We start from the raw sequence: 14105 nt of genomic DNA, 5'->3' as shown, positions 1-14105 counted from the left end.
AAGGCTCTGAATCGGGCATTTCGGAAATGTTTGTATCGTCATCGACCTGCCATCACTTCGCCACTGACCTGTCATAAACCATCGCGATACTGGCGCCTGTTTTTAGAGCGCCGGGTTCTACCCGGCCACTGTTTTCCGACCTTCAACTGTCGGTTGTGTCCAGGATGGTTCAGCCATCCCTCTCATCTTCGGAGATTGCTATGCGTCTTGCTTCCACGAAAACTGCGGCGGCCTTGTGCGGTGGCCTGTTGCTGGCCATGAGTGTTCCGGCCAGTGCCGCAGTCGACGCCAAACTGCTCGACATGCTCAAGGCTAACGGTTCTATTTCCCAGGCGCAGTACGTTGAACTGCAAACCGAACTTGCCAAGGATCAGAAGGCTCAGCAAATCGCGCAGCAGGCGCAGCAAGAGACCAACGAACAAATAGCGGTCGCCGCGAAGAAAGCCAACGAGCTGAGTGCCTTCGACCAGAAGCTGGCCTGGGCCGCCAAGACCCAGTTCAAGGGCGACGTTCGCGTACGCCAGGAAACGGTCAAGATCGACGGCGAACCCAACAACGGTGGCCGTGACAAGGATCGTCAACGCATCCGCGCCCGTCTGGGTGCCTACAGCGAAATCAACCCGCAAGTGGACACCGGCATCCGCATTGCCACCGGCGGCGGTGACGATGCTCGCTCGACCAACCAAGACATGGACAACTACTTCGACAAGAAGCAGATCTGGCTGGATCTGGGCTACATCGACTACCACCCGGACGCCATCAAAAACCTGCATGTGATCGGCGGCAAGATGCTGCAACCGTGGGTCAGCATGGGTGATGTGATCTGGGACAGCGACATCAACCCGGAAGGTCTGGCAGTGACCTACAAATACCCGCTGGGCAGCAGTGCCGAACTGTTCGGTAGCCTGGGCAACTACAACCTCAAGGACAACGTCGACGGCGAAGGCGTGCAATTTCGTCACGACCTGCGTCTGACCGCCGGCCAGTTGGGCAGCCGTTTCGCCATCACCGACAACCTGAAACTGACCGTCGGCGGCAGCGTCTATGCCTACCAGAACGACGAAGACAGCCGTTGCACCGGCACCTCCACGCCGTGCGCCCTGGCCGTCAACGGCAACTCGGCCAACAACGAGTTCCGCCTGTACGAAGGTTTCAGCCAGGTCGATATCGGCGGCTTGCCGATGCCGCTGTCGTTCTACGGTCAATATGTGAAGAACAACGATGCGGTGACCGATCAGGACACTGCCTGGCTGGTGGGTGCCAAGTCGAAAGTCTTCGGCTTCAACCTCGACTACAACTACCGCGACGTGCAGCGTAACGCCGTGGTCGGCGCCTTCACCGACTCGGACTTCGCCAACGGCACCACCGGTTCTCGCGGTCACAAGTTCAAAGTCGGTTACGACATCGACAAGAACTTCGCCCTCGGTGCCACTTACTTCCTGACCAAAGCCGACTTCTCCAGCCGTACCCAGCGTGATGCCGACACCAACACGCTGCAACTGGACGCGGAAGCGAAGTTCTAAGCTGCGAAGCAACACACTTCAAACGATGCGGTTTACATACGGTCGTGTCGTTTGAAGAGGTTCAACAGTCTGGCGCGGGGCAACGATCCCCATCATCCGTTCGTTTCACCCGCGCCGGCCTGTGCTTTCCTTCAGGAACGATCTTTGCGCCGCTGCGCCGCCAGCCGCTCGGCCAGCGCCTCCACATCCTCGACCGGCTTCTGCGGCATCACCCGCAAGGTCGCCTGCATCAACCGCATCTGCCGAATGAAACGCCGACAATTGGGGCAAAACATCAAGTGATGCCGCATCATCAGACGCTCGCGAAAACTCAACTGGCCATCGAGATAATCACTGGAGCGCGCCACTTGTTCCTTACAGGTCAGCATTCGCCGGTTTCCTCAAAATGTTCTACGGTCGCAAAGACCTTCAACCGTGCCCGATGCAGCAGCACACGAACATTGGAGAGCGAGATTTCCAGAAGATTACAGATCTCCTCCAACTCCAGCCCCTGTCGCTCGCGCAGCAGTAAAACACTGCTTTGCAGTTCCGACAGGCTGAGCAGCGTGTGCTCCAGGCATTCGCGCAGTTCGTTTTCAGTCAACAGCGCCTCTGGCGTGTCCTGATGCCAGGCAAACGGCGCCACCAGCCAATGACCGTCGCTCGATGAAAAACGATCATCATCGATCGTGCCATGGGGCGACGGTAGGTCATCGAGCAACACTTCCCGGCGGTTTTGCTTGTAGCGGCTCTTGGCCGAATTGGCGGTGATGGTCAGCAGCCAGGTCTTGAGACTCGAACGTCCCTCGAATCCGCTCAGGTTACGCACAACCGATAGCCAGGCATCCTGAACGATTTCGTCGGCATGCCGGTTGCCCACAATAGCGTAGGCCACCGCACGCATGGCGTTCTGATAGGTGCTGACCAACTCTTTGAAGGCCTTTTGTTCACCTGCCAGCAAGCGCTCAAGCAGTTGCGCGTCGTCAGCCGCCATTAACAACCCCCTTGTTCTGACCTCGAAAATGAAAACAGCAGGACTTCGCCTGTAGGCATCGTCCTGCTGGAATTTCCGAAAATTACAGCCTTCCGACTATTTCGAATGTAGGAAAAGTCATCACAAGCCAGAGGAAAGAACAACAACCCCTTCGATCAACGTTTGCGCAGAATCACGCTGCCAATCGAGTAACCAGCGCCGAACGAGCTGAGTACGGCCAGCGAACCGCTGACCAGATCGTCCTGATTCTTGTGGAACGAAATCACCGAACCGGCGGAGCTGGTGTTGGCGTAGGTGTCGAGAATCACCGGGGCTTCTGCTTCAGTGGCTTCGCGGCCCAGCAGCTTCTTGACGATCAGGTGGTTCATGCTGAGGTTGGCCTGGTGCAGCCAGAAACGCTTCACGTCGCTGACGTTGAGCTGGTTTTCTTCCAGGTGCGTGGCGATCAGCTCGGCAACCATAGGGCAGACATCGCGGAACACCTTGCGGCCTTCCTGGACGAACAGCTTGTCGGGGGCACCGATGCCCTCTTCCGCGGCGCGGTTGAGGAAGCCGAAGTTGTTGCGGATGTTGTTGGAGAATTTGGTCAGCAGTTTGGTGCTGACCACGTCGAACTGGTACTTGGAGGTCGCCAGATCGGCGCGCTCGATGATCACCGCAGTGGCGGCGTCGCCGAAGATGAAGTGGCTGTCGCGGTCACGGAAATTCAGGTGACCGGTGCACACTTCCGGATTGACCATCAGGATCGCCCGGGCCTGGCCCAGCTGCACGCTGTTGGCCGCGGCCTGGATGCCGAAGGTCGCCGAGGAACACGCCACGTTCATGTCGAAACCGAAACCCTGGATACCCAGCGCTTCCTGAACTTCGATGGCGATGGCCGGGTAGGCGCGTTGCAGGTTGGAGCAGGCGACGATCACACCGTCGATGTCACCGGCGGTTTTGCCGGCGCGCTGCAAGGCTTGCTCGGCCGCGCCAATGGCCATCTGGCACAGCACCGACCACTCGTCATTCGAGCGCTCGGGCAAGCGTGGCGTCATGCGTTGCGGGTCGAGGATGCCCTCTTTGTCCATGACAAAGCGGCTTTTGATACCGGAGGCTTTTTCGATAAACGCTGCGCTGGATTCGGTCAATGCCTGGATTTCGCCGCGCTCAATGGCCTCGGCGTTGTCGGCGTTGAACTGCGCGACGTAAGCGTTGAAAGACTGCACCAGCTCTTCGTTGGAGATGCTGTTGGCCGGGGTGTACAGCCCGGTGCCGCTGATGACGACGTTATGCATGGTCGTTTCTCTAATCTGTTCAGGCAGAAAGCGCTGGCACCGACGTACCAACACACAAAGGGTCTATTCCAGGTTCCAGATGCAAACCTGGCATCGCTTTATTCCGATCCGCCCAGGCCCGGAAGGCTCAAAACCGCGGGGCCGGCGTTTATAGGCGCGAAGTTTGCCATAAACGCTGGCTTTTGGCCCCTTTTTGCTACGCCTCGACCTGGCTCCATTGCTTGCTCAAGCGCTTGTCGGAGATCGGCACCTTGGTTCCCAATTGCTGTGCGAACAGCGAAACCCGGTATTCCTCCAGCCACCAGCGATAAAGCTCCAGCTGCGGATCGCGCTTGCCTTCCTGGGCGTGTTTGTTGGCTCGGGTCTGGTATTGGGTCCAGAGGCCAGACAATTCTCCGCTCCAGACCCGGTCCTTCTGCACCTGGGCACCGAGTTTCTCGAAACGCTGCTCGACTGCTTTCAGGTAACGCGGCAGTTCCTTGAGCCACGGCATCGGCGTTTCCCGCACGAACCCCGGGTACACCAGATGGCTGAGCTGCTGCTTGATGTCGTTCAAGGCCACGGCTTGCGCCAGGTCGATCTTGCCCTTGAAGCGTTTTTGCAGGCCGTGCCAGTGCTTGAGAATCTCCAGGGTCAGCCTGGCCAGACGTTCGGCGTGCTCGGTCCAGGCACCGCGTTTACGTTCGGCCAGGGACGCCAGTGCGGCGCCATCGCGTGGCAACGGGTCTTCGCCGTCGAGGATGCAACTGTCGAGACTGGCCAGCAGAATGTCTTCCACCAGGCTATCGATGCGCCCCAGCTCGCGGTACATCAGGCCCAACTCGGTCAGCCCCGGCAACTTGCCGCGCAAGAACTTCGCCGGCTCCGCCAGTTGTTGCATCAGCAAGCGCTGCAAGGCCCGGCGATGCTGGAACTCGGCTTCGGCCGGGGTCGAGAAGCGCCCCTCCTTCACCGTGCCGGCCTCTTCCACCAGCGCCGGATACACCGTCATCGACAGCCCGGCGATCTTCTGTTGGGTTTTCTCGGCGACGGCGGCAAAGACCTTCGCCTCCACCGGTTGCTGACTTTTCGCGGTTTGCGGCACGGCCAAGGCGGCCTGGCTAGCCTCGGCAAAGCGCGCGGTCAACTCCGCCAGATCACGCCCTTCGCCAAGGAACTTGCCCTGGCCGTCGACGATTTCCAGGTTCATCCGCAAATGGCTTTCGACCTGCTGTGACGCTTCGGCCCACGCCTCATCGCTGACCCGTGCCCCGGTCATACGCAGCAACTCGCGGCCCAGCGCCTGGGGCAACGAGCCCTCGCCAAAAGTCATGCGCTGCATCGCGGCTTTGACGAAATCCGGCACCGGCACGAAATTCTTGCGCAGGGCCTTGGGCAGGTTGCGCACCAGCGCAATGCACTTGGCCTCGATCACGCCCGGCACCAGCCATTCCAGACGTTCCGGCGGCAGCATCGGCAACAGCGGTGCCGGCACGCGCAAGGTCACGCCGTCACGCGGATGGTTGGGTTCGAAGTGATAACTCAGCGCCAGTTCCAAGTCGCCGATGTGCAGGGTGTCGGGGTAATGCGCAGCGGTGACTTCACTGGCTTCGCGGGCCAACACGTCCTCTTCGCGCATGATCAGCAGCTGCGGGTCTTTCTGGCTGTTGATCCGGTACCAACTGTCGAAGGTCGCGGTCTGGTGGATCTCCGCCGGCAGGCGCGCATCGTAGAAGGCGAACAGGGTTTCTTCGTCGGCCAGAATGTCCCGGCGACGCGCCTTGGCTTCCAGTTCGTCGAGCTGTTCCAGCAGTTGCTTGTTGGCCGTCAGGCACTTGGCTTTGGATTGAATCTCACCACGCACCAAGGCTTCGCGGATAAACAATTCGCGGGACACCACCGGGTCGACCGGGCCGTAATGCACCGGCCGGCGTCCGACCACGATCAGCCCGAACAGGGTGATTTGCTCGAAGGCCACCACCTGTCCACGCCTCTTCTCCCAATGGGGTTCGAAGTGATTTTTCTTGATCAGGTGCCCGGCTAGCGGCTCGATCCAGTCGGCGTCGATCTTGGCGACCATCCGCGCGTAAAGCTTGGTGGTTTCCACCAGCTCGGCGGTCATCAGCCATTGCGGGCGTTTCTTGCCCAGGCCCGACGACGGGTGAATCCAGAAGCGTCGCTGACGGGCGCCGAGGTAATCGCCGTCTTCGGTTTTCTGGCCGATCTGGCTGAGCAAACCCGAGAGCACGGCTTTGTGCAGCTTCGGGTAATCCGCCGGCTCTTTGTTGAGGCTCAGCTGCATGTCGCGGCAGATCAGGCTCAACTGGCGATGGGAATCGCGCCACTCACGCAGGCGTAGGTAATTGAGGAAATTCTTGCGGCACCAGTTGCGCAGCGGACTGGCCGTCAGGGCTTGGCGTTGTTCTTCAAAACCTCGCCACAGATTGACCAGCCCGGCGAAGTCCGAGTCCACGTCTTTCCACTGGGCGTGGGCCTGATCGGCGGCTTGCTGACGCTCCGGCGGACGCTCGCGCGGGTCCTGGATCGACATGGCGCTGGCGACAATCAGCACTTCCTGCAAGCTGCCGAGTTTCGCCGCTTCCAGCAGCATGCGGCCCATGCGCGGGTCCACCGGCAACCGCGCCAGTTGCCGGCCGAGCGGCGTCAGTTGGCTGTTGCGGTCGACTGCCGAGAGTTCTTGCAGCAGGTTGAAACCGTCGCTGATGGCCTTGCCATCCGGCGGCTCGATAAACGGAAAATCGGTGATTTCACCGAGGCGCAGATGGAGCATCTGCAAAATCACCGCCGCGAGGTTGGTCCGCAGGATCTCCGGGTCGGTGAATTCCGGCCGACCGATGAAATCTTCTTCGCTGTACAAGCGCACGCAAATACCCGGCTCGACCCGCCCGCAGCGACCTTTACGCTGATTGGCACTGGCCTGGGAAATCGCTTCGATCGGCAAACGCTGGACCTTTGCGCGGTAGCTGTAACGACTAATGCGCGCGGTGCCGCTGTCGATCACGTAACGAATGCCCGGCACCGTCAGAGAGGTTTCCGCAACGTTGGTCGCCAGAACCACTCGACGCCCCGGATGCGACTGGAAAATCCGCTGCTGTTCGGCCGGCGACAACCGCGCATACAACGGCAGAATCTCGGTGTGTTTGAGCTGTGCCTTGCGCAGCATGTCCGCCGCGTCACGAATCTCGCGCTCGCCGGGCAGGAACACCAGTACATCGCCCGGGCTCTTGCGCTCACTGCGTTCGAACGCGGCGATTTCGTCGAGGGTGGCGAGGATCGCCTGATCCACGGTCAGGTCATCCTCGACACGGTTGCCCTCCTCGTCCTGCTCCAGGGTCAGCGGGCGATACCAGGTTTCCACCGGGAAGGTGCGGCCGGAGACTTCGACAATCGGCGCGTCATCGAAGTGTTTGGAGAAACGCTCCAGGTCGATGGTGGCCGAGGTGATGATGACCTTAAGGTCCGGGCGACGGGGCAGCAGGGTTTTCAGGTAACCGAGCAAAAAGTCGATGTTCAGGCTGCGCTCGTGGGCTTCGTCGACGATGATCGTGTCGTAGCGTTCGAGGTAGCGATCGTTCTGGGTTTCCGCCAGCAGGATGCCGTCGGTCATCAGTTTGATCAGGGTGTTGGCATCGCTCTGATCCTCGAACCGCACCTGATAGCCGACCAGCGCGCCCAACGGTGTCGCCAACTCTTCAGCGACCCGGCTCGCCACGCTGCGGGCGGCGATTCGACGCGGCTGGGTATGGCCGATCAGACCGTGCTGGCCGCGACCGATTTCCAGGCAGATCTTCGGCAACTGGGTGGTTTTACCCGAACCGGTTTCGCCGGCAATGATCAGCACCTGATGCTTTTGCAGCGCCGCTTTGATTTCGTCGCGCTTGGCGGCGATCGGCAGGCTGTCGTCGTAACGAATCACCGGCAGGCTGGCGCGCCGCGCCAACACCTGATCACAGGACGCCTGTGTGCGCGTCACCCATTGGGCCAGCTTGGCCTCGTCAGGTTTCTTGCGCAGCTCAAGCAACTGCCGCCGCAGCCGGTGGCGGTCGGCGAGCATGGCGTGATCGAGGTTTTTCAGCAGTTTGTCGATGGAAGGCGATTCGTCAGTCATCAGGTACGCAAAAGTCGTCTAGTGGCGCAGGAGGCGGATTGTCGCAGATTTGGGCACATGACGACGAATGCAACCTGCTTTTGTGGCGAGGGGGCTTGCCCCCGTTCGGCTGCGGAGCAGCCGTAACCCGGCACTCGCGGTTTTTCTGAATCACCGCGCTGGCTGTTTTTTGGGGCGGCTTCGCCACCCAACGGGGGCAAGCCCCCTCGCCACAGTGTGTTCACTCAGGCGGTCTATTCGTTATCCAGGCCCTTGCGCCGATACGGGAACACATCAATCACCTTCCCCGCCCGAATCGCTTCCTGCAGCCCCTTCCAGTAATCGGCGTTGTACAGCTCGCCGTGCAACTGATCGAACAACTTTCGCTGCCCGGAATCGGCAAACAGGAACGGTGGAAACTCCTCGGGGAACACGTCCAGTGGCCCGATCGAGTACCACGGTTCGGAGGCCATTTCGTCTTCCGGCGTACGCGGTTGCGGGATGTGGCGGAAGTTGGCTTCGGTCAGGAAACAAATCTCGTCGTAGTCATAAAACACCACGCGACCATGACGGGTGACGCCAAAGTTTTTCAGCAGCATGTCGCCGGGGAAAATGTTCGCCGCCGCCAGTTGCTTGATCGCCAGGCCATAATCTTCCAGCGCCTCGCGCACCTGCGCTTCGTTGGCGTGTTCCAGATAAAGGTTCAAGGGCGTCATCCGGCGTTCGGTCCAGCAGTGGCGGATCAACACCGTATCGCCTTCCACCGACACCGTGGACGGCGCCACTTCAAGCAGTTCTTCCAGGCATGCCGGCTCGAATTTGCTCAACGGGAAACGGAAGTCGGCGAACTCCTGGGTGTCGGCCATGCGCCCGACCCGGTCGACGCTTTTCACCAGCCGATACTTTTCGATCACCGTGGCGCGGTCGACGTTTTTCGACGGTGAGAAGCGGTCCTTGATGATTTTGAATACTGTGTTGAAGCCCGGCAGCGTAAACACGCTCATGACCATCCCGCGTACGCCGGGGGCCATGATGAACTGGTCGTCGGTGTTGGCCAGGTGATTGATCAGCGCCCGGTAGAACTCGGACTTGCCATGCTTGTAGAAGCCGATCGAGGTGTACAACTCGGCAATGTGTTTACCTGGCAGGATGCGTTTGAGAAAGCCAATGAATTCCGCCGGCACCGGCACATCGACCATGAAGTACGAACGGGTGAAGGAGAAGATGATCGACACCTCCGCCTCGTCGGTAATCAGCGCATCGATCTGGATGCCCCGGCCTTCGCGGTGCAGCAGCGGAATCACCAGTGGCCATTGATCGTCCTGGGTGAAGATGCGCCCCACCAGATAGGCGCCCTTGTTGCGGTAAAGCACCGAGGAAAACAGCTCGACACTCAGTTCCGGATCCTTGCAGACCCAGTCCGGCAGGTTCTCGCGCAGTTGCGCTTCGAGGCGGCGCAGGTCGCCGGGTAAATCGGCGTAGTCCTCGCTGAAGCGGAAGTCGGTAAAGATACTCGCGAGCATGCCGGACAACTGGCCATGGGGCTTGTAAGTACGGGTTTGCGCGGCCCGTGCACGGCGCAAGCTTGGCCGCGTGGTGTGGATGAACATGCAGCCGTCGCTGATCAGGTCATGGCTGAACAGCCCGCAGAAAATCGAGTTGTACCAGGTCTCGGACAGTTCATCGTCGAAGCGCAGGTCGATCAGGCTGATATAGGCGCTTTTGACCAACGGCCAGCTGCTGACGTCCATCAGCACATCGGCGGCGAACGACTGATGCAGGCGCCCGACCGTTTCGCCGACTTTCTCTTCGTAGAGGTTGATCCGCGCCGCCGACGCGACTTGCGTCGCCTGCCACTGGGCTTGCTCGAAGCGGGCTCGGGCACCGTCGGTGATCTGACGGAAATGCTCGCGGTAATCGTCAAAGCCATCGAGGATCATTCGGGCGATGTCGGCGGCTGGCCATTGCTGCGGCATGGTGGAACCTCTGCGGCTGTTCTTATCGTTGGAGCCTGAGCTTAGTGGCCCCGTGTGACGCAACGCAACCATTGCCTTGTACCCCGACTGGCGCGACACTTGCGCGCCAATCAAGGAAGGAAAGTGCTGTGAACCCCGTCGATATCCTGCGTTTGTTGTCACTTGCCGCCATTTGGGGAGCGAGCTTTCTGTTCATGCGCATTATCGCCCCAGTGATTGGCACAATCCCCACTGCCTTTTTCCGTGTATCGATTGCCGCTGTCGGGCTGCTGGTGATCGTCGGGCTGCTGCGTATCAGCTGGGATTTCAAAGGCAAACTCAAGACGGTGATGCTGCTCGGAGTAATCAACTCCGGGGTTCCGGCGACCCTTTATTCCGTAGCTGCCCAGGTGCTGCCGGCCGGTTACTCGGCCATTTTCAACGCCACCACGCCATTGATGGGGGTGTTGATCGGCGGGTTGTTCTTCAGTGAAAAGCTCACCGGAGCGAAGGTCTGCGGGGTGTTTCTCGGACTGTTCGGCGTCGGCATCCTCACCCGTGCAGGTCCGGTGGCGTTCGATATGCAACTGCTGATGGGCGCACTGGCTTGTCTGATGGCCACCACCTGCTATGGCTTTGCCGGCTTCCTCGCCCGCCGCTGGCTCGACCAGGCCGGCGGCCTCGACAGTCGCCTGTCGGCCCTGGGCAGCATGCTCGGCGCCACCTTGTTTTTGCTGCCGCTGTTCGGCTACAGCGTGATCAGCCAGCCACCGGCGAGCTGGGGCGGCTGGAGTGTCTGGTTGTCGTTGCTGGGATTGGGCTTGGGCTGCACCGCGTTTGCCTACATCGTTTACTTCCGTTTGCTCAGCTCGATCGGCCCGGTGAAGTCGATGACCGTGACCTTCATGATTCCACCGTTCGGGGTGTTGTGGGGCGCGCTGTTGCTGGATGAGCCGCTGTCGATGGCGCACCTCTATGGCGGAGTGTTGATTGCGGCGGCGTTGTGGCTGGTGTTGAAGCCGGCGGTAGTGAAGCCGGTTGAGGTGGTTGCCCGATAAAACCGCCTTCGCAGGCAAGTCGGATCACCTACAAGGCCCGGAGCTCATGCCCCGGGCCTTGTTTGTTTCAAGCAGTCTTACGGAATACAAACACCAGACCGACAATGATCAGCCCCATGCCCAGCAGGCTCAACGCCGCCAGCCGGTTGCCGAATATCAGGTAATCCATCACCGCAGTCACCGCCGGTACCAGATAAAACAGACTGGTGACATTCACCAGATTGCCCCGGGCAATCAGCCGATACAGCAGCAGCGTCGCCAGCACCGACACCACCAACCCCATCCATAACACCGGCACGATGAAGCCTGTGCTGTATTCGACGTGAAACGGCTGGAACGGCACAAACACCCCGCACAACAACAGCCCGGCCAGGTACTGCACCGGCAGTGTGCCGAGGGGATTGTCGGTGATGCGTTTCTGCATGATCGAACCGAACGTCATGCTCGCCAGCGCCAACAGACCGCAGAGCATTCCGGCCATCGACATCCCGGCCAGCCCAATGCCCTGATAAACCACCATGATCAATCCGGCCAAGCCCAACGCCAGACCGAACATTCGGCTCCAGGAACGCTGACGTTCCATCAGCATCACGGTAAGAATCGGTTGAACGCCCATGATGGTTGCCATCACGCCTGGTGTGACATTCAGGTCGAGGGCCAGCAGATAGAAAATCTGATAAGCCCCCAGCAACACCACGCCCGTTGCCATCGCATACAACATCGGCTTGCCGCCCTTGGGCAGTTTCAGCTTGAGCAACGGCACCAGCAGCACCAACCCGCATAAGGCGATGGCGAAGCGAACTAGTAGAAAGGCAAAGGGTGAGGCGTGGGCCAGCCCCCATTTGGAGAAAATCGCCCCGCTGCTCCACAGCAGAACGAACAGGCACGTGGACGCCGCCGCAAGCGCGGACTTTTTCGAAAGGACAAACATGAATACCACCTGTAGTCAGGCAAAAAGCCAACTCAGCCGAAGCTGAAATTCAGTCGTTTTCAGACGGGCACAGGGGGACAGCGGTAAAAGCTGATCAGCCCGAGAAGCCAACGCCTGGCGGTGATACGACGACGCACACCGGCGTGCTACTGACAGGTGGAGGGTAATGACTGATCTGCGCAGGCTGCTGATTCCCGCACGGCACGACGCCAGCGTTGACCGCTGAATCGACTACCGCGTTGATGAGGAAAGCTGGCATGGGCTGATCTTTTTTGATGGGTGGAACGGTGGCTCAGGAAACCACCGAGCGCCGACTATAACCAGCGCGTGACATGGATTGCAATGACTTGACCAAATGGCCAGTAACGACAGCCAGGGAAGCGCTACTTACTCTGGGCGAAAAGGAATCGCCCGCTATGGGGGACATGGAATGCAAGAGATCAAATGCCAAGGGAACGGACTCATCTTCGGTATCAGTTGTATCGATCAAGAGCTAGAAAGCTGGCCGGTATTAATACTGCCCACCTGCAACATGAACTGGAGAGGGCCGGCCCCACAGTCCTCGATCTATCCAGGGTACGCTTTGAAGCAATCAGCGCGCAGGCATTGAATGCTTTTGAGCGCTGGGACGATCCACACTTTTCATGGGGTGAGGTCGTTAGGTGGAAAGCGAGGGAACCCTTGGCTCTGGACCTCGCCATTTGGTTCGATGAAGTACTGTGCGGACTATGCTTTGCAAACCCAAACAACAGTCGGCAACGAATCCGTATCGTGCGATTGGAGGGATGTCCTGGTGGAGTCCATCCCCTGAAAAACCGTATTGCGCCATTGGCCATATTGGTCATCGAACAGTACGCCCAAATCATCGGCAGCAAGTTCATTGAGGTTCAGGAGCCGCTGAAGGGTGCAATTTCCATTTACCAACAACTCGGTTTTTACTTTGATGCTGAAGGCCGACTTGTCAAAGCACTGGAGAGCCTAGCATCGTGAAAACTGTTCAATTAATAACCAACGACGGAGGGAAGATGCGCAAAGTAATTAAAAAGTCCCCCACAAAGAAAAGCTCGCCCACAACAGAAAACAAGCCCATTGCTGTAGAGCTGACAGCCAGTCAACGGCACATTCTGCAGGTTATTGCGACGGGTACCGAAACCGAAGAGCCTAGCCTGCTCGCCGGGCGCCCCTAAAACTCACAGGCAAAAAAAACCGCTCCCAAAGAGCGGTTTTTTCATTCAATGATTGGCCTCAACCAAACAACCAATACCCCAACAACGTCAACACCACCACCGCCAGCACCGGTCGCAGCACGCGATAGGCCTTGGGGTTGCGGCGCTTCCACTGCTTGACCGCGCCGCTGAATTTGTCGCTGAAAGTCTTGCTCCAGGCATAAGCCTGGTTGATCCCGCCAACGCGCTCGTCGTCAAGGTTCTGCGGCGCAGTAGCACGCCCCAGCCAGCCGCTGATCCAGCGGTTGATGCGGGTCATCAGGCGGTTGCTCAAGGGGCGTTCGATGTCGCAGAACAGGATGACGCGGGTTTGCTCAGTTTCGTTCTTGACCCAGTGCACGTAGGTTTCATCGAACATCACGTCTTCGCCATCACGCCAGGCGTAGACCTGACCGTCGACGAAGATGCGGCAATCGTCGGAGTTCGGCGTCGACAACCCCAGGTGATAACGCAGGGAACCGGCGAACGGGTCACGATGCGGATTGAGGTGACTGCCACCGGGCAGCAGCGCAAACATGGCGCCTTTGACATTCGGGATTCCGCTGACCAAAGCCACGGTTTTCGGGCACAAGGCTTCAGCCGACGGCAGCGGTTTGTCGTACCACTTGAGGTAGAAACGCTTCCAGCCCTTCTTGAAGAACGAACCGAAACCGGCGTCGTTGTTCTTTTCGGCGGCGCGAATGTAGCCCTCGTCGAACAGGTGCATGGCTTCGTCGCGGATAACTTCCCAGTTGTCCCTAAGCACGTCGAGCTCCGGGAACTTGCTGCGGTCCAGATAGGGCTTGGACGGCACACCGGAGAACAGGTACATCAAGGCGTTATAGGGCGCGAACAGGGCCGAGTGATTGACGAACTGACGCAGGACCGGCAAACGCGCCTTGCCACGCAAATGCACATAGAGCGTGCTGCCGAGAAACAGCAGCAACACCGACGCCTTCGCGACAAAGGAAAAGCTCATCTACGACTCCTTGAGAATAGGAAACTCCGCACAACGCCTTTTACCCGACGTGGCAGTCGGCCATGATAAACACTACCGGCCTCGGGAAAAACCCGTATTACTCAACATTCAGTGTTA

At 59.2% G+C, this 14105-nt stretch carries 11 protein-coding genes; 4 read left to right on the top strand and 7 right to left on the bottom strand.

Going from position 1 to position 14105, the window contains the following annotated elements; genetic code table 11:
- Nucleotides 1-200 precede the first annotated feature (200 nt).
- On the top strand, nucleotides 201-1523 hold the full coding sequence (locus AC1RL4_RS18140) for a putative porin (protein WP_019580790.1): 1323 nt from the start codon (nucleotides 201-203) through the stop codon (nucleotides 1521-1523).
- 131 nt (nucleotides 1524-1654) lie between these two features.
- Here AC1RL4_RS18140 and AC1RL4_RS18135 read toward each other — a convergent pair whose 3' ends face one another.
- The 5 genes from AC1RL4_RS18135 to aceK form a co-directional block, all read right to left on the bottom strand.
- The gene (locus AC1RL4_RS18135) at nucleotides 1655-1891 is read right to left on the bottom strand and encodes an anti-sigma factor family protein (RefSeq protein ID WP_007934080.1); all 237 of its coding nucleotides are present in this window, start codon (nucleotides 1889-1891) and stop codon (nucleotides 1655-1657) included.
- Nucleotides 1885-2496, bottom strand: a complete 612-nt coding sequence (locus tag AC1RL4_RS18130) for an RNA polymerase sigma factor (protein WP_096479682.1) — start codon at nucleotides 2494-2496, stop codon at nucleotides 1885-1887. Before AC1RL4_RS18130 ends, AC1RL4_RS18135 begins: the two co-directional genes overlap by 7 nt.
- A gap of 155 nt (nucleotides 2497-2651) precedes the next feature.
- Nucleotides 2652-3773, bottom strand: coding sequence for a beta-ketoacyl-ACP synthase III (locus AC1RL4_RS18125; RefSeq protein WP_230175595.1), 1122 nt, complete (start codon nucleotides 3771-3773; stop codon nucleotides 2652-2654).
- Nucleotides 3774-3969: 196 nt separating this feature from the next.
- Complete coding sequence (hrpA, locus tag AC1RL4_RS18120) at nucleotides 3970-7881, bottom strand: ATP-dependent RNA helicase HrpA (protein ID WP_028939356.1); 3912 nt, start codon at nucleotides 7879-7881, stop codon at nucleotides 3970-3972.
- A gap of 233 nt (nucleotides 7882-8114) precedes the next feature.
- Nucleotides 8115-9836 carry a bifunctional isocitrate dehydrogenase kinase/phosphatase gene (gene aceK / locus AC1RL4_RS18115; RefSeq protein ID WP_028939355.1) on the bottom strand — a complete coding sequence of 574 codons (1722 nt, stop codon included), beginning with the start codon at nucleotides 9834-9836 and terminating at the stop codon, nucleotides 8115-8117.
- 128 nt (nucleotides 9837-9964) lie between these two features.
- Between aceK and AC1RL4_RS18110 the strand changes: the two genes are divergently transcribed.
- Nucleotides 9965-10873, top strand: a complete 909-nt coding sequence (locus tag AC1RL4_RS18110) for a DMT family transporter (protein WP_018926741.1) — start codon at nucleotides 9965-9967, stop codon at nucleotides 10871-10873.
- A 67-nt stretch (nucleotides 10874-10940) separates the two neighbouring features.
- Here the strand turns inward: AC1RL4_RS18110 and AC1RL4_RS18105 are convergent, their stop codons facing one another.
- Entirely contained in the window at nucleotides 10941-11804 is an 864-nt protein-coding gene (locus AC1RL4_RS18105) for a DMT family transporter (protein ID WP_096479678.1), read from the bottom strand.
- Between the two features lie 444 nt (nucleotides 11805-12248).
- On the opposite strand from AC1RL4_RS18105, the gene AC1RL4_RS18100 reads away from it, so the two are divergent.
- Together AC1RL4_RS18100 and AC1RL4_RS18095 are read left to right on the top strand one after the other, a co-directional pair.
- Nucleotides 12249-12794: a hypothetical protein gene (locus tag AC1RL4_RS18100; protein ID WP_493119840.1), complete on the top strand. Its 546-nt coding sequence runs from the start codon at nucleotides 12249-12251 to the stop codon at nucleotides 12792-12794.
- 35 nt (nucleotides 12795-12829) lie between these two features.
- Nucleotides 12830-12991, top strand: coding sequence for a hypothetical protein (locus AC1RL4_RS18095; protein WP_169342482.1), 162 nt, complete (start codon nucleotides 12830-12832; stop codon nucleotides 12989-12991).
- Nucleotides 12992-13049: 58 nt separating this feature from the next.
- Here the strand turns inward: AC1RL4_RS18095 and AC1RL4_RS18090 are convergent, their stop codons facing one another.
- Nucleotides 13050-13988: an aspartyl/asparaginyl beta-hydroxylase domain-containing protein gene (locus AC1RL4_RS18090; RefSeq protein ID WP_019648017.1), complete on the bottom strand. Its 939-nt coding sequence runs from the start codon at nucleotides 13986-13988 to the stop codon at nucleotides 13050-13052.
- Nucleotides 13989-14105 lie beyond the last annotated feature (117 nt).

It is taken from the genome of Pseudomonas sp. GW822-FHT07A10 (assembly GCF_058798795.1).
This window is presented reverse-complemented; position numbering and strand designations above follow the sequence as displayed.

Coding starts and splice junctions, on each gene's coding strand:
- AC1RL4_RS18130 (WP_096479682.1), bottom strand. CDS start 2,496: ATGGCGGCTGACGACGCGCAACTGCTTGAGCGCTTGCTGGCAGGTGAA.
- AC1RL4_RS18125 (WP_230175595.1), bottom strand. CDS start 3,773: ATGCATAACGTCGTCATCAGCGGCACCGGGCTGTACACCCCGGCCAAC.
- AC1RL4_RS18095 (WP_169342482.1), top strand. CDS start 12,830: ATGCGCAAAGTAATTAAAAAGTCCCCCACAAAGAAAAGCTCGCCCACA.
- AC1RL4_RS18140 (WP_019580790.1), top strand. CDS start 201: ATGCGTCTTGCTTCCACGAAAACTGCGGCGGCCTTGTGCGGTGGCCTG.
- hrpA (WP_028939356.1), bottom strand. CDS start 7,881: ATGACTGACGAATCGCCTTCCATCGACAAACTGCTGAAAAACCTCGAT.
- aceK (WP_028939355.1), bottom strand. CDS start 9,836: ATGCCGCAGCAATGGCCAGCCGCCGACATCGCCCGAATGATCCTCGAT.
- AC1RL4_RS18135 (WP_007934080.1), bottom strand. CDS start 1,891: ATGCTGACCTGTAAGGAACAAGTGGCGCGCTCCAGTGATTATCTCGAT.
- AC1RL4_RS18090 (WP_019648017.1), bottom strand. CDS start 13,988: ATGAGCTTTTCCTTTGTCGCGAAGGCGTCGGTGTTGCTGCTGTTTCTC.
- AC1RL4_RS18105 (WP_096479678.1), bottom strand. CDS start 11,804: ATGTTTGTCCTTTCGAAAAAGTCCGCGCTTGCGGCGGCGTCCACGTGC.
- AC1RL4_RS18100 (WP_493119840.1), top strand. CDS start 12,249: ATGCCAAGGGAACGGACTCATCTTCGGTATCAGTTGTATCGATCAAGA.